Raw genomic sequence first — 15819 nt, 5'->3', positions numbered from 1 at the left:
ACCGAAGAGGGCGGAGGAAAGCCGGACCTTCCGGAGCGCTGGATTGTGCCGTTGGCGATATTGGCATTTGCGATGAACGTTGCGTTCGTTTGCGCAATATATTTTTTGCGATAGCGATGCCGCTGACCGCCGGTCGCGTTACGAGCTTCGGCGCAGCGGGCCGCCCATACCCCCGCCGAATTGCTCGCGTTTTGCGAGCGGAATAGCGCGCCTGTGGTTGCGTTGACGTACATCCCGCCTACGCCACGACGCGTGAAAAACATAAATCGTACTACTGTACAATCTAATTGTACTGCGACATACACAAAATGTATCGTGATCGAGATTATGCGCTCGAATATATTGCAACTTGAGGAAGCTCAGATGGTTAGCGTAGTCGCCCCCGCCCTTGTCGAAAACGAGCCTTATACGCCAGGTCTTTCAGGCGAATACGTGGCCCAGAAATTCAGCATCGCATTGGCCGAAGTTGCCAAGCTCGGCTCGGCGGAAAATCCGTTCGGGCCGTCTCCCAAGGCATTCGCCGCCGTGCAAAAGGGCCAGGCCCGGCTGTCGCTGTATCCCGAGTGGACGTCGCAGTCCCTTCGGGTAGCAATCGCAAAGAAATACGGTTTCGAAGCTGACAGCGTCGTTTGCGGCTCCGGCGAGACCGAGGTCATCTCGTTCATCCTGAGGGCCTATGCCGGGCAGGGCGACAAGGTCCTGATGTACGAGCCGTGCTTCCCGATCTATCACATGTTCGCTGAAAACGAAGGTCGGGTCGCCGTTGGGGTGCCGATGGGGGCGGACTTCGGCTTCGCTATCGGCGATTACATCGCCAAGATGAAAGAAGTGTCTCCGAAAATCGCGTTCCTGACCAATCCGCACAGCCCGAGCGGTCGCTTGATGTCGGAGCAGGAAATCAGGGCGGTGTGCGATGCCGCCGGTGACGATACGCTGGTCGTGCTGGATGAGGCCTACATTCACTTCACCCAGACGCCGGGATCGATGCATCTCACGCGCGAGTACAACAACCTCATCGTTTTGCGGACCTTCTCCAAGGCATTTGGCCTCGCCGGCTTGCGGCTCGGTTTCGGCATCGCGGCGAACAAGGCCCTCGTTACGCCGTTGCTCAACCTCAAGCCAACCTGGAATCTGGGAGCCATGCAAGTGGAGGCCGGCATTGCCGCGCTGGACGACGATGAACATGTGGATCGAACGGTCGCAATGATCGCCGAGATGCGCGATTATCTGTACGCCGAAGCGGCGGGCCTGAACCGGTTCAGGATCGTCCCAAACTCGCGCAGCAATTTCTTCCTGATCGAAGTCCTGGACGAGACGCTGGATTCAACCATCGTGTTCGAAGAGTTGCTGAAGCGCGGCGTGATTGTAAAAGACGGCTCCGTCTCGTTCAGGGGGCTCGGAAATCGCTATCTTCGGAGCGACTTCAGCCTCAAGAAGCATATGGATCGTCTTATCTGGGCACTTAAAGAAATCGACGCGGCCCCAGCAACCTGATTGTTTGACCTGTCATGAGCGATTTACTCATAGGCATCGATGTCGGTGGCACCTTCACGGATGCCATCGTCTTCGATCGCAGCAGCGGAAAATTGTTGGCCGCGTTCAAGGTGCCGTCCTCGACCGGCGAGCCTGGCAAGGCCGTGATTGCGGCGATCGACAAGATCGCTCAATCGGTGGCGGTCAATGACGCGGTGGTATGTCACGGCACGACGGTGGGCACAAATGCGCTGATCGAGCGGAAGGGAAGTCGAACCGCGTTGCTGTCAACGGCCGGGTTCTCGGACGTGATCGCGCTGCGCCGTCAGGATCGACCGATCCTGTACAGCTTCAATGTCGAAATCTCCGAACCTCTGGCGCCTCGCGAGCTGCGCTTTGACATCGCCGAGCGGCTCGCCGCCGACGGCACCGTCGTGCGGCCACTCGATTCGTCCGGTGTCGTGCAGAAGCTGAAGGACGCCGGTGTCGAGGCGGTTGCGATCAGCCTGCTCCACTCGTACGTGAATGACGCGCATGAAGTCGCGTTGTCCGCGGAGATCCAGCGCGCTTTGCCCGCAATCTTTGTTACAAAATCGAGCGACGTGTGTCCCGAATTCCGCGAGTACGAGCGGTCGAGCACCACGCTAGTGAACGCCTATCTCGGAAAAACCGTCAGCAACTACGTTTCGGAGCTCGATCGGGCCGTGCGGGACAGGGGCATCCAGCGGCTGATGATCGTCAAGTCAAATGGCGGTCTGACGTCACCGAAAAATGCATCGCGCTACCCGGTCCATCTGATCGAATCCGGGCCTGCTGCGCAGCTCACCGCCGCCGCCGCCTTCGCCCGCGCCACCGGCCGGCCAAATCTGGTCGCTTTCGACATGGGCGGCACGACCGCGAAAGCGGGCGTCATCCGCAATGGTCAGCCGGAGATGGTCTCCGAGTTCTATGCAGACCGTCTGGTCGACGGGCGCGAAGTCGGAGGCTATGCGATCCGCAGTGCGGTCTTGGATCTGGTGGAAATCGGCGCCGGGGGCGGCTCGATCGCCTGGATCAATGAAGCGAGTGTTCTCAAGGTAGGTCCGAGAAGCGCGGGCGCCATCCCCGGACCTGCTTGCTACTCCCGCGGCGGCACGTTGCCGACCGTGACCGATGCGCATGCCGTGATAGGCACCCTGACGGCCGAACTGTTCGGCGAATCCGGTGTCGATTTCGACCGGGATCGGGCCGTCGCTGCGATCCAGGAGCATATCGCCGCGCCGCTGGGATGGACCGTGGTCCGCGCAGCATATGCGATCATCGATATAGCCATTGCCAACATGGCTCAAATGGTGCGCCTCGCCACCACTCAACGCGGTCTCGATCCGCGCGATTTCGCGCTGCTTGCTTCGGGGGGCGCCGGTCCGCTGCATGCCGCGGCGGTCGGTGCCGAGATCGGCGCCCGTGAGGTCATCGTTCCGCCTTATCCCGGGATGTTCAGCGCTCTGGGCGCTACGCTGGGGGCGATACGACACGAGGTTACGCAAACGCTGCTGCGAAACCTGGGCGATATCGACCTGGCCGACCTGAAGTCGGCTTTCGCTCAATTGTCCAGCCGCGCGGAGGTGCTTCTCGCCGCAGAGCCCGCAGGGCTCGCACCGCCGAACTTCGAGCGCATCCTGGAGGCGCGTTTCGTCGGTCAGCTTTTCGAATTGCGCATACCTGTCGGTAGCGATAGTGACGCCCTGCCGTCGATCGAGCAGATCGAGCTCCGCTTCCGCGAACTCTATCTGGCCGAATACGGCTTCGATCTGCCCGATGCTAATATCCAGATCGTCAATCTCCGTCTGGTCGCCACAATCGATCTCGGTCAGAGCGGCGACATGATCTTCAGCCGGCAGGAGCACGAGGACAGGACGCTTACGCCGCTCCGGCGGGCAACCATCACGGAGCGTGATGGCTCGGAAACCAGCGTGCCTGTCTACGCGGTCAGCGCGTCGGCCGGAGGAAACATCGCCGGGCCGGCCATTCTCGAGCATGCCGGCGCCACCGTATGGGTGCACGTCGAACAGTCGGCCAAAATCGAATCGAACGGCCAGGTCATCGTCACGATTTTGGGGGCGTCAAAATGACCAGCAAGCCTGCGTCGATCATCGATCGTGATCCCGTGACGTTTGAGGTGGTGCGGAGCGCGTTGTATGCGATCTGCGCGGAGATGAAATCGGTGATCATGCGGACGTCGTTTTCTCCGCTCCTCAGCCTGTCAGCGGACTTGTCCTGCGCGTTGCTGGACGCCCATGGCAAGGTTGTCGCGCAAGGCCGGGACATTCCTGTGCATCTCGGAGCGGCCCCCTTTACCGTGCGCGCCGCGTTCAAGGCGTTTCCGATAGACGCTTGGAAAGAAGGCGACGGCGTCCTGCTCAACGACCCGTACTCCGGCGGCACGCATCTGCCCGACATGTCGCTGATCATGCCGATTTTCCACGGCAAGACCTTGTGCGGCTTTTCGCTGAGCCGGGTCCACTGGCCGGACGTTGGCGGCATCGCGGCCGGAAGTTCGAGCGTCTCGGACGAGATATTCAAGGAGGGAATCCGGATTCCTCCTCTGCTGATTATCGAACGGCACAAGCCGCGGGCCGACATCCTGGCTCTGATTCTTGCCAATGTGCGCGTGCCGCAGGATCGACATGGCGATTTCCGTGCGCAGATCGGCGGCGCCTACCGCGCCGACCTTCGTGTCCGCGAACTAGCGGAACGGTATGGCGTCAACCTTTTGTCCGAGGTCATGTCGGACGCCCAGACCTACTCCCAGCGCATCGTCCGCCGACGGCTGGAAAGCCTTCCCGACGCAATTGTCGAGCATGAGGAAATGCTCGATGGCGACGGCATCGATCCGGACGCAAGACCGTTGATCCGCGCCAGGATCGAGAAGCGAGGCGACGCCTTCACGGTGGACTTCACAGGCTCGTCGCCTTGCGTGCGGGGACCTGTCAATTCGCCGCTCGCCGTCACCGCGTCGTCGGTTTACTACACGTTGATGGCGCTGGTCGGCGGCGAGGTTCCGCCGAACAATGGCGTCTATGACGTGGCGGAGATCATCGCCCCGGAGGGCACAATCGTGAACGCGACTTACCCGTCGCCGGTTGTGGGAGCGAATACCGAGACCTCCAACCGCATGGTCGATGTCCTGCTGGGTGCCCTTGCGAAGTGCTACCCCGAGCGGGTTCCGGCCGGAAGCTACGGCTCGGCATGCGTCTATACGCTCGGCGGCATCGATCATCGCACCAATCGTCGGTTTGTTCATTACGAGACAGTCGGCGGCGGCGCCGGCGCGACCGCGACCGGTGAGGGCGCGGGGGGCATTCGCGTGCACATGGGCAACACCATGAATCTGCCTGTCGAGGCCGCGGAAGCGGCGATGCCGATCCGCTTCACGGCGTATGAACTCGTGACCGATAGCGGAGGCCGCGGCCTACATCGCGGCGGCTCCGCTGTAAGGAAAACGATCGAGGTTCTGGTCGATGGCGTCGAAGCGTCCATTCTCGGCGAACGGACCCTTTCAGCGGCGAGCGGAGTGTCCGGTGGAGGTCCCGGGACCGTCGCAAGGTTCACGTATCGCAGTGTAGATGGGCGGGAGCGGACACTGCCGGCGAAAAGCGGGCCGCACCGACTTTCAAAAGGCGATCAGCTTGAAATGATTACTGCCGGTGGCGGCGCATGGGGAAAGGTTGCAGATGACAAATAGCCAACAGCCGATTAGCCGTTCGAAGGACAAGCGCAAGCGTATTGCCCTTCTCGTGCCTTCGTCGAACACCGTCATGGAAAATGATCTCCACAGCGCGTTGTCGCGTGACCATTTCACCGTCCATACCGACCGCATGTTCTTGATCGAAACGACCCGGGAGGCCGAGATCCGCATGATCGAGGATTACGCTTCCGCCGCGGCGAAGGATCTCGGCACGCTCAATCCCGACCTGCTGGTTTTCGGCTGCACGTCGGCCGGTTCGCTGTTCGGTCTCGAATACGACGCGAACACCTGCCGCAAACTCGGTGAGCTCGCAGGCTGTGCGGCCTTGGGCGTCGTAAATGCAGTCTCTGAAGCGCTCAAGCGCATCGATGCACGAAAGATCGCGGTTATCACGCCGTACATCGACGATCTGACCCGGTCGGTCGCCGACGCGATCAAGACTGACAAGAGGCAGATCGTGGCGGCGCACGGCATGGGCATCAGTGTCAACGTGGAGTTGGCCGATCCCGCACCGAAAGACATCATGCGTTTTGCGGAAGAACGGCTTGCTGGCGTCTCGTTCGACACCCTCTTTGTTTCCTGCACGAATTTTCGTGCCCTCGAAGCCAAGAAAGATCTTGAGGCCCTTTTCGGCGTCAATGTCGTGACTAGCAATAGCGCAACGGTCGATGCGATCGTTCGACAATTTTCCCTTGAAACCGTCAGGTAGTGAAGTCATGAGCGAAGCAAGTCTGTTCGAAAAAGGCCTCAAGGTCCGCAAGGAGGTCCTCGGGGAGGACTACGTCAACAAGTCAATCGCTGGCGCGGATGAGTTCACGCGCACCATGGCGGAATGGTCGACTGAGTTCTGCTGGGGCGCGCTCTGGACTCGGCCCGGTGTGGATCGCCGCACCCGCAGCATCGTGAACCTGGCGATGATCGCCGCCATCAATAGGCCGCACGAGCTCAAGCTGCATGTGAAGGCGGCGCTGAAGAACGGCCTTTCCAAGGATGAGATCAAGGAAATCTTCCTTCAGGTCGCCGTCTATTGCGGCGTTCCTGCGGGCATCGACAGTTTCCGCATCGCGAAGGAAGCTTTTAAGGAGGTCGAGGGAGCCTGACGGCGCCTCTCGGCTGCCGGATATTCATCATCTAGCCGCGCGGCCGCTTTTCCAGGCGTCGTCCGGTCAACGTCTCGGGACGCTCCGCGTGAATGGATGCGCGGCGCCGGCATCACAACCTTGATGCCGGCCGCCCGCCGGATGCGTCCTTACAGGGCTATATTCCATGACATTCAACGTCCTTCTCCATATCGACGGAATCTGGCGCGAAGGCACCGACCGGACGACCATTGCGGTGGTCAACCCTGCCACAGAAGAAGTGGTCGGCAGGGTCTCGCAGGCAACGCGCGTCGATCTCGACGAGGCGCTTGTTGCCGCAAAGAAGGGGTTCGACGTCTGGCGTAGGATCTCGCCCTACGAACGCTCGAAGTTCATGCGCAAGGCAGCGGAGCTGATGCGCGAGCGGTCTGCGACGATCGCGAGGCTCATCACACTCGAGCAGGGAAAGCCGCTGGCGGAGGCGCTGATCGAGGCACGGAATGCGGCTGATGTTATCGAATGGTTTGCGGAGGAGGGGCGCCGGGCGTATGGCCGTGTGATCCCGCCGCGAGTGGAGGGGGTGTATCAACTTTCACTCCGTGAACCGGTTGGACCGGTCGCCGCGTTCACGCCATGGAATTTTCCGCTCAACCAGGTCGTTCGCAAGATTTCGGCGGCATTGGCGGCGGGCTGTTCTATCGTCGTGAAGGCGCCCGAAGAAACCCCAGCCTCTCCGGCCGAACTCATTCGTGCGTTCGTCGATGCCGGGATTCCTGCTGGAGTCGTCGGGCTGGTCTACGGAGTGCCTGCGGAAATCTCCGAATATCTAATTCCGCATGCGACCATTCGCAAGATTTCCTTCACGGGCTCTACGCCAGTCGGAAAGCAACTCGCCGCACTCGCCGGTCAACACATGAAGCGCTCAACTATGGAGCTCGGGGGCCATGCACCGGTCATCATCTTCGAAGACGCCGATCTCGATAACGCAGCCCAGGTCCTGGCGGCTGCCAAATTTCGAAATGCTGGCCAGGTTTGCGTCGCGCCGACTCGTTTTCTCGTGCAGGAAGCGGTCATGTCGGCCTTTGTAGACAAGCTGGTAGGTGTAGCTCGTGCGATCAAAGTCGGGGATGGATTGGAGCCGGACACCACGATGGGCCCCCTCGCCAATGAGCGTCGCTTGCAGGCGATGGAGACGCTTGTTGCTGATGCCGTACAAAACGGAGCGACGCTCGAAACTGGCGGCCGTCGTATCGGCAACAAGGGATATTTTTTCGAGCCGACCGTGATTAGCCATCCGTCGCTTGGCTGTCGCGCGATGAACGAAGAGCCCTTCGGTCCACTGGCGCTTGTCGTCCCGTTCAGCAAATTCGAGCACGCCGTAAGCGAGGCCAATCGCCTGCCTTTCGGACTGGCGGCATATGCCTATACGCGCTCCGTCAAAACCGCATCAGCGATCGGCGCCGTCGTCGAGAGCGGCATGGTCACCATCAACCACAACGGACTCGGGCTTCCTGAGACCCCTTTTGGCGGCATCAAGGATTCCGGCACTGGCTCCGAAGGCGGAGTCGAGGGACTGGAAGCCTACATGACGACGAAGTTCGTCACTTTCGCTTGAGCGCGCAAGTCTGACGGCACGACATTCCAAAACGTCAAATGATACAATATAATATTGTACTACTACGAAATATAAATATACTTGACAATCTGCGTAAGGTGACGCAAGATGCAGCTACAGTGGGAGCGCGCAGCGACCCGTCGAAAAGCATGGAGCCAGCATGAAAAAGTCCATTAGCCCCGAAGAGAACGCTCTGGTCGATGTCGCTCGGACCGTGTTGCCTGCTGGAAACTTCGGCAACATGGCGACCGATATCGTCATCCGTAAGGGTTCGGGCGGGCGGGTTTGGGATGTTAGCGGCAACGAGTATGTCGATCTCTTGCTTGGCTCTGGCCCCATGCTGGTCGGACACGCCCATCCAAAGGTCAATGCTGCGGTGCGCGACCAGTTGGAACTGGGTTCGACGTTTTTCGCTAACAACGAGCACGGCATTCGTCTCGCCGCTGAGATCGTCGCGGCAATGCCGTGTGCTGATCAGGTCCGTTTCGTTTCGACGGGCACGGAAGCTGATGCGTATGCGATCCGGCTGGCCCGCGCCTATCGTAAGAAAGACAAGATTCTGAAATTCGAGGGCGGCTATCATGGGATGAGCGACTGGGGCCTCATGAGCACGTGGCCCAACAAGCCGAATAATTCGGGGATCGCGATTTCGGATACCGCTGGCGTGCCGTCTCACCTTCAGGATGATGTGCTCGTCGTTCCATACAACGACATCGCCGCCGCCCGCGAAATGATCCGTACGCATCGGGACGATCTAGCTGGCGTCATCGTCGAGCCGATGCAGCGCTTGATCCCTCCCGTGCCAGGGTTTTTGGAAGGATTGCGCGAGATCACATCTGAATTTGGCATCGTGCTGATTTTCGACGAAGTCGTAACGGGGTTCCGGCTCGCATATGGTGGAGGCCAGACCTACTACGGCGTGACGCCGGACCTTTGCACTCTCGGTAAGGTCATCGGCGGTGGCTATCCGCTTGCGGCTATCGCCGGCCGTGCAGAGATCATGAACCACTTCGACAACGCAAGGGTCGGCAAGGAGCGCTTTACTCCTCAGGTCGGGACCCTCAGCGGCAATCCGATCGCGGCTGTTGCAGGCCTCGCAACCCTCGCGCTTCTCAAGCAACCCGACACATACGAAAAGCTATTCACAACGGGACGTGCGCTTTGGAAGGGGATCGAATCGGCACTCAAGGCGGCTGATCTGCCGGCGGTGCTCGTGGGCGAGCCGCCAATGTTCGAGGCGCTGTTTACTCATCGCGAGAGGGTCGTCAATCACCGCGATATGATCGATGTCGACACGGCGCTGACAAAGCGGATGCATGCGTTGCTGCGCGAGCGGGGGGTCTTCAAGAGCGAGAACAAGATTTATGTCTCGTTGGCCCACGATGAACGGGACATCGCGAACACGGTCAGCGCATACGGTGCCGCTGCGAAGTTGGTGAAAAAAGAGGGCGTCTCGGCGGTGCCGGCTTGAATGAGAATTGCGTTCCCTCACGAGCGCGGACTTCTCGTTGAAGTGTCGGACGAACTTGCGATCCATAAATGCTCGGGTTGGGGTGTACCCGACCCGGCTAGTGAGCATCTCGTTGCCTGCGTACAATAATCACGGCGCGTGACCGCGTCTTGAGGTGTTTAGTTTCTCCCAGACTTGGGCCGTTTCTTCGGAGCGGCTCATTTTTTTGGGCTTCACCGATATACTCTTTCTGTCCATCGCGCGCGATATTCCAGGAGGTGATCTTGCTCAATAGATTGTCAATTCGAACAAAATTGTGGGCGCTGGTGTTTGCCGCCGCGATTGGGTTCTGTTGCGTTGCCGCTGCGGCGCTCTGGTTCAGCTATCAACGAATGTATGATGATCGGATCGCAAAGCTGAAGGCAGTCGTTGAGGTCGGTGTTAGCTTGGCAAAGCGGTTCGAGACCCAAGTCGCCGAAGGAAAAATCACCCGCGAAGAGGCCCATGCACGTTTCAAGGACGCCTTGCAGGCAGTCCAATACTCCGGCCAGGAGTATGTCTTCGCTGATACCTATGACTGCGTCGTCTTCGCCCACCCCAATCCTACGCTGCAGGGCAAGGACATTTCCGCTATGAAAGATTCCGACGGTCAGCTTTTTATGCAGGTGCTGTCCCGGATCGCCAGGGCGAATGGAGAAGGCGCTCATACCTATGGCTGGCAACTTCGCCCTGATGACCCCATGACTGGGCGAAAGCTTGCCTATGTGAAGGACTTTGCGCCCTGGAGCATCTTCATCGGCACCGGTGTTTTTATAAATGATATCCGCGCCGATTTTCTAGCAATGGTTTCGAAGGTCCTCGGCGTCATGCTGGCACTCGCGTTACCTGCAATCGGCCTCATCGCGTGGGTAGGCGCAAGCGTAAGCGGACGCGTTCGCAAGGTTTGCACGAAGATGCAGGCGCTAGCCGATGGAGATTTGTCGATCGGAGTACCAGAGGCAATAGACGGTGACGAAATTGGCTTGATGGCGCGCACCGTCGCTGTATTCCGCGACCGATTGACCGAATCTCGACGAATGCAGAAGGAACAGGAGGCCGCCAAGGCCCGTGCCGGCGACCAGCGTCGTCGCGACATGGAGGAACTTGCCAGGCATTTCGAGAACGCGGTCGGCAGCATCATCGAGACCGTGTCCTCTGCGGCGAGAGAACTCGAAGTGTCCGCTGATACGATGTCAGCGACGGCGGAGCGGTCGCAGGCATTGGCGGTTACGGTGACTGCGGCTTCCCAGGAGGCCTCCAGCAATGTGCAAGCTGTAGCCTCTGCGACCGAGGAGATGACCTCCACGGTGGACGAGATCGCCCGGCAGGTTCAGGGCTCAGCGGTAATCGCAAGCGAAGCGGTAAAACAGGCCCGCATGACAGACTCTCGGATCGCGCGTCTGGCCCAGGCCGCTTCGCGTATCGGCGCGGTCGTCGAATTGATCAACACCATCGCCGGGCAAACCAACTTGCTCGCGTTGAACGCCACTATCGAGGCGGCACGGGCTGGCGATGCGGGGCGTGGGTTTGCGGTGGTCGCCGCAGAAGTGAAGACGTTGGCGGAGCAGACAGCGAAGGCAACCGGCGAAATCAGTGCGCAGGTCGCCGAAATTCAGTCAGCCACGAACGAGTCCGTCATCTCGATAAAGGAGATCAGTGCCACCATCGGGCGCATCTCGGAGATCGCCTCAACCATCGCCGCGGCGGTGGAGCAACAGGGGGCTGCGACCTGTGAAATCTCGCGGAACGTTCAACAGGCGGCGGCGGGTACTACGAAAGTGTCGCACAGCATTTTTGAGGTGCGCAGCGGTGCGGGAGAGACCGGACAGGCTTCGCGACGGGTCCTATCAGCCGCGAAGTCGCTCTCCGATGAGAGCGGTCGGCTGAAGAGCGAACTTGGCCTATTCCTTGATTCTGTTCGAGCCGCCTGAAGAATGCATTGCCGGATGGGAATTCCAGCCAAACTGCCGTCGCGTCCGTAATCCTCACTTGTGCTACCAGACAGGCAGGACAGTCCTTGGAGCGCCGTGGGCGAAATCATAACGATCTGAGAGCCACTTAACGAAGCGCCAAGCCGGTGCTGACCAGGAGTCCAGGATGCACGTAGACGGAAAATGCCATTGTGGCTATGTGACCTTCGAGGGCGAGATAGACCCGGACCAGGTTTCGATTTGTCACTGCACTGATTGCCAAGACATATCTGGATCGACCTTCCGGGTAAACGTCCCAGTTCTCGCCAAAGACTTTAAGATCACTGCGGGCAAGTGCGCGGTGTACGTCAAGCACACGGCGGAAAGCGGAAAGCCACGAGAGAACGCATTTTGTCCGAAGTGCGGGTCAGCGCTCTATGCAGCGCCTCATAGTGATAAGCCCGAAAGCACCATCTTCATGCTTCGCGTGGGGGCATTGGCCCAGCGCGGTCAACTTCCGCCAAAAGTGCAAAATTGGGTACGGTCCGCTCAAGCGTGGACGCGCGACGCATTTTCGATACCAAAGCATGAAAAAATGTGAGGTCGCTCGGGTGCAGGCTGCACTATCGTCTCTCCTTCTTCCCTCAAAGCTAGCGCAGCCAATTGGACGTCCGCGATGCGTGCTGGATGAATGGCGAGAATGAGGACTGAGCTGCTGCCGGTTTGATGGACACCAAGAAACTCTTTCACCCATTTGCGCAGCACGTTCTCATGGACGTCCAGATCCCGGCCGGCTTGCGCCACCGACACGCCGCGCTACCTCACAAGCTTGACCGCCTCGACCTTGAACTCTCGATTGAATCTTCGTCTCTGCATGACCACCTCCGGTTCTACGAAACACCCAAACTTGGAGCCGCTCGATTCGCGAGTTGACCTTTTTTTGATCCATCGCGCTCCGCACCGCAATTCGCCCGCCTGCATCTGCTGGCAGGTGTTTAGCCATCTCGGGGGATAAACACCCTAGGCGGCGATAGTCTGTATCACCTCGATCAGATTGTGATGCAGGAATGCTCCCAGGGCTTACCGAGAGGGCGGTTGCCAGCTTTCTCAGATGCTAAGGCTTTATCATCAAGTCAGTTATCCGGCCAACGGCTGCCCTTGGCGGTCCATTCTACAGAGTAGTTGAGAGTTGCCAAAACGCCCTGCGGTGTCGTGGGAGTTTCATTAACTAGAGCAACCGCTGGGTCAGCCTCAGCATCACCTAGCGCCTCTAGACGCTCGTCGTGGGTAGGTGCGCGCGCTCCAGGGCGTCTCGTAGATCGCGCCCAACTCATTTGTTTTCATCGTGGAGAGTAAAGGATCGAACGGGCGGACCGCGTCGGATCTGGAACCGAAGCTATATCGAGATGAGAGAGGAGGCGCCGAGGAATAGAGCTGTTTTGGTGTCGAGCTACCGGTGAATGACCTTCTTGAGGATTTCAGCGAGCGTCCGGTACTCGGCCTGTGTCAGGGGCGCAAAAGTTTCGCTGGAAATTTCTCCAATGGTCTCAATCGCAGCATCGGCGATCCGCCTGCCCTTGTCGGTCAGGTCAATCTCCCGCCGTCGGGGATCCAAAGGATCCTCATAGCTCTTGATAAGGCCGCGTGACTTGAGACGCGTGATCACGCCCGTGATCGTCGCTGAATCATAATGAATAAGCCGGCCGAGATGGTTCTGGGAGCAGGGGCCGACCTCTCGCAGTTTCGCCAGCGTCGAGAACTGGGGCGCCGTCAGGCCTTCGATCATCTTCGCGGCAAAGAACGCTGTATGGGTCCGCAGCGCCACTCGCAACAGGAAGCCTGGCGCGTCATCCAGGGTGTATGAACGGGCGGCTTCCCTGGCTTTTTCGGCCGAGCGAGACTTTGTTTTAGGTTGCAAACGTTCCCCCTTTTGCGATCTGGCACTCAAACGCTGCGGCCATGACGTGGCGCAAAAGCCGTTGAGGCAGCTCACGTATTTACCGTCGTTGATCCCAGGAATCCATCTTTCTTCAGATTTGTCGGGAGGCTGGCAGTTCCTGCCGTTGCGCGAGCTTTCCTGCGCACCAGGCGCAGGACCGGCCGTGCTGCTTACGATTTGGACGGTCGTGCACAAGCGCAGCGCTTGCATACGAGTGATAAATGCCGTAGCTCTTTGTCACACATCTTTGCAGGGCGCATGGGAGAGCGCGCGTCCTTGGAGAGCACCGAAATTTCACGCGGATTGACGGATGTCGAAGACGATTGACAGCTTGAGTTCCGTTCGACCCGACCTCCTGGAGAAGGTGACGGGGCGTGCGGAATTCATCACCGATCTGACGGTGCCGGGCATGTTGCACGGGTTCGTGGTCCGCTCGCCGGCGGTCCACGCACGGATCGTCGCTATCGATACCAGCGCTGCCGTTGCGATGGATGGCGTCGTGGACGTGTTGATCGGTGCCGACGTCGCGCATTTCGGCTGCTGGGGCCTCGTGCTCAAGGATCGGCCGATCATTGCGATCGATCGCGTGCGTCATGTGGGTGAGCCCGTCGCCGTGGTCGTCGCGGAGACGGTTGAGATAGCGGAAAACGCAGCCGAATTGGTCGATGTCACATACGAAGAGCTGCCGCGGGCAACGACGATCCAGGAAGCCACGGCGGAGCATGCGCCGCTCATCCATGAACACCACGAGAATCTGCAGGACTTCTACTTCAAGGGCGGTGCGCGGCCGACGCAGGGTAGCAACATATTCCACACCTATCGGAACGATGTCGGCGATGTCGACGCGGCCGAAGCGACCGCCGCCTATGTCCATGAAGATCACTTCACCTTCCCCGGAATCTCGCACTTCGCGATGGAGCCGCACACCGTCATTGCGGATTTCCAGGGAGATTCCCTGACGGTCTGGGCTGGTGCGCAAACCCCGACCGCTGTCCAGAAAGTGTTGTCTCGTCTGTTTGGTCTGCAGCTCGCGCGGATCCGCGTCATCGTCCCATTCGTCGGCGGCGGCTTCGGCGGAAAAGCGTCGGTCAAGATCGAGCCACTCGTCGCTGCCGCGTCCTGGAAGGTGCAGCGCCCAGTTCGCATCGCCCAATCCCAGGTGGAGTCGATGCTCACGTGCCGCAGACTGGGCGCCGACATCACGATACGCACCGCCGTAGATGCAAAAGGCCGCATCGTCGCCAAGACCGCAAAGCTCTTGCTCGATGGCGGGGCCTATTCCGACACGGGCTCGGCGGTCGCCACCAAGTCGGCGAATCGCATCATGGGCCCATATGTGATGCCCAATCTGCGTCTCGAAGCTTCAGCGGTGTATACGAACACCATCCCGGGCGCCGCATTTCGTTCGATCGGCGGCCCGCAAGCCGTCTGGGCCAAGGAGTCGCACATGGACAATGTCGCGGCAGCCATCGGCATGGATCCGACGGAGTTTCGGCTGATCAATCTCGCGTCCCGCGGCCAGCGCACCCGGCCGGATTTGCGCGCGCTCGACGTGGACATGAGCGAGCTGATGGGCCGGGTGAGCCAATCATTCGGATCGGAAGCACAAGGTTCCAACAGACAATCGCGCGGGCTCGCGGTCGCGGCAACGGATCCGGCCAATACGCCGATCAGCAATGCCATTGTGCGACTCAAGATTGATGGCTCGATTCTCGTCTCGGTCTCGGCCATCGAAGTGGGGCAAGGATCTCATGCAACCATGGGGCGGATCGCCGCGCAGACGCTGAAGCAGCCTGTCTCCGCGGTCACTGTGTTGCGCACGGATACCGCGGTCGCGCCGTATGACTGGGGCACGGGCGCGAGCCGGTCCACAATCGTGGTCGGCCTGTCGGTCGAAAACGCCGCACTCGACGCGGCCGATCAGATTCTGGACATGGTCGCCGATGTCTGGGAGCTACCAAAGGAAAGCCTGTCTCTTATCGAGGGCGGCGTCTCTACGGGAGCAGAGCGTCTCACCTTTCACGAGATATTCCATCGAACGCTGGGCGTCGACTCGGGCGAAGTCATCGGTCGCGGCGCCATCACGCCGCGCTCGAAGAACGGTGCCCTGGCGGAGTCGCCGCTGTTCTGGGAGACGTCAGCGGGCCTCGCGGAGATAATCGTCGATGAAGATACCGGCGAGATTCACATCCCGCATTACGCCAGCGCCGCCGATGTTGGCCGGGTCATCAACCGCACTGCTGCCGAAGGGCAGGACGAGGGCGCGGCGGTGATGGGCTTCGGACACGCGCTTCATGAGCAGCTGGAATTCGAGGACGGTCAGCCGGTCAATGCGAATCCGATCGACTATTTCATCCCGCGGATGTCCGACGTGCCGCCGGTGTTCGACACCATCCTGATCGAAAATGGCGATGGTCCTGGCCCCGGCGGCGCCAAGGGAATGGGCGAAGGCGCTATTCTTCCCGTCGCGCCGGCGATCGCCAACGCGCTGTTCTCCACCTACGGCATACGCATCACCGACCTCCCCATGACGCCGGAAAAAGTGTGGCGCGCTCTGCAAAAAAGGAAGTGAGTTCATGGAATTCAA

Annotated in this window: 11 protein-coding genes and 1 pseudogene; 10 read left to right on the top strand and 2 right to left on the bottom strand. The window is 59.8% G+C overall.

Annotated features, from left to right (window positions below):
* Nucleotides 1-213: 213 nt before the first annotated feature.
* The 9 genes from AB8B20_RS13660 to AB8B20_RS13620 all read left to right on the top strand — a co-directional run bounded on the left by AB8B20_RS13660 (nt 214) and on the right by AB8B20_RS13620 (nt 11894).
* The gene (locus AB8B20_RS13660; protein ID WP_439090593.1) at nt 214-1494 is read left to right on the top strand and encodes a pyridoxal phosphate-dependent aminotransferase; all 1281 of its coding nucleotides are present in this window, start codon (nt 214-216) and stop codon (nt 1492-1494) included.
* Between the two features lie 14 nt (nt 1495-1508).
* Nucleotides 1509-3584, top strand: a complete 2076-nt coding sequence (locus AB8B20_RS13655) for a hydantoinase/oxoprolinase family protein (protein ID WP_439072882.1) — start codon at nt 1509-1511, stop codon at nt 3582-3584.
* Nucleotides 3581-5197 (top strand): hydantoinase B/oxoprolinase family protein, encoded by a 1617-nt coding sequence (locus tag AB8B20_RS13650; RefSeq protein WP_439072881.1) that lies wholly within the window; start codon nt 3581-3583, stop codon nt 5195-5197. Before AB8B20_RS13655 ends, AB8B20_RS13650 begins: the two co-directional genes overlap by 4 nt.
* Nucleotides 5160-5909, top strand: coding sequence for a maleate cis-trans isomerase family protein (locus AB8B20_RS13645; protein ID WP_439072880.1), 750 nt, complete (start codon nt 5160-5162; stop codon nt 5907-5909). The genes AB8B20_RS13650 and AB8B20_RS13645 overlap by 38 nt, the downstream gene beginning before the upstream one ends.
* A gap of 7 nt (nt 5910-5916) precedes the next feature.
* A complete protein-coding gene (locus AB8B20_RS13640) occupies nt 5917-6300 on the top strand; it encodes a carboxymuconolactone decarboxylase family protein (protein ID WP_439072879.1) in 384 nt (127 codons plus the stop codon).
* A gap of 166 nt (nt 6301-6466) precedes the next feature.
* A complete protein-coding gene (locus AB8B20_RS13635; RefSeq protein WP_439072878.1) occupies nt 6467-7894 on the top strand; it encodes an NAD-dependent succinate-semialdehyde dehydrogenase in 1428 nt (475 codons plus the stop codon).
* Nucleotides 7895-8054: 160 nt separating this feature from the next.
* A complete protein-coding gene (locus tag AB8B20_RS13630; RefSeq protein WP_439072877.1) occupies nt 8055-9365 on the top strand; it encodes an aspartate aminotransferase family protein in 1311 nt (436 codons plus the stop codon).
* Between the two features lie 263 nt (nt 9366-9628).
* On the top strand, nt 9629-11314 hold the full coding sequence (locus AB8B20_RS13625; RefSeq protein ID WP_439072876.1) for a cache domain-containing protein: 1686 nt from the start codon (nt 9629-9631) through the stop codon (nt 11312-11314).
* Between the two features lie 166 nt (nt 11315-11480).
* The gene (locus AB8B20_RS13620; RefSeq protein ID WP_089266124.1) at nt 11481-11894 is read left to right on the top strand and encodes a GFA family protein; all 414 of its coding nucleotides are present in this window, start codon (nt 11481-11483) and stop codon (nt 11892-11894) included.
* Here AB8B20_RS13620 and AB8B20_RS13615 read toward each other — a convergent pair.
* Nucleotides 11843-12169 (bottom strand): annotated as a pseudogene (locus AB8B20_RS13615) (transposase). The gene AB8B20_RS13620 and the pseudogene AB8B20_RS13615 sit on opposite strands and share 52 nt — an antisense overlap.
* A 574-nt stretch (nt 12170-12743) precedes the next feature.
* Entirely contained in the window at nt 12744-13442 is a 699-nt protein-coding gene (locus AB8B20_RS13610; protein WP_244558450.1) for a MarR family winged helix-turn-helix transcriptional regulator, read from the bottom strand.
* A 100-nt stretch (nt 13443-13542) separates the two neighbouring features.
* Between AB8B20_RS13610 and AB8B20_RS13605 the strand changes: the two genes are divergently transcribed.
* Entirely contained in the window at nt 13543-15804 is a 2262-nt protein-coding gene (locus AB8B20_RS13605) for a xanthine dehydrogenase family protein molybdopterin-binding subunit (RefSeq protein ID WP_089266125.1), read from the top strand.
* Nucleotides 15805-15819: the final 15 nt, after the last annotated feature.

This window comes from Tardiphaga sp. 866_E4_N1_4 (assembly GCF_052076075.1).
Classification (GTDB): domain Bacteria; phylum Pseudomonadota; class Alphaproteobacteria; order Rhizobiales; family Xanthobacteraceae; genus Tardiphaga; species Tardiphaga robiniae.
Note: the sequence above shows the minus strand (reverse complement) of the source record. Positions and strands in the feature narration are given on the sequence as shown.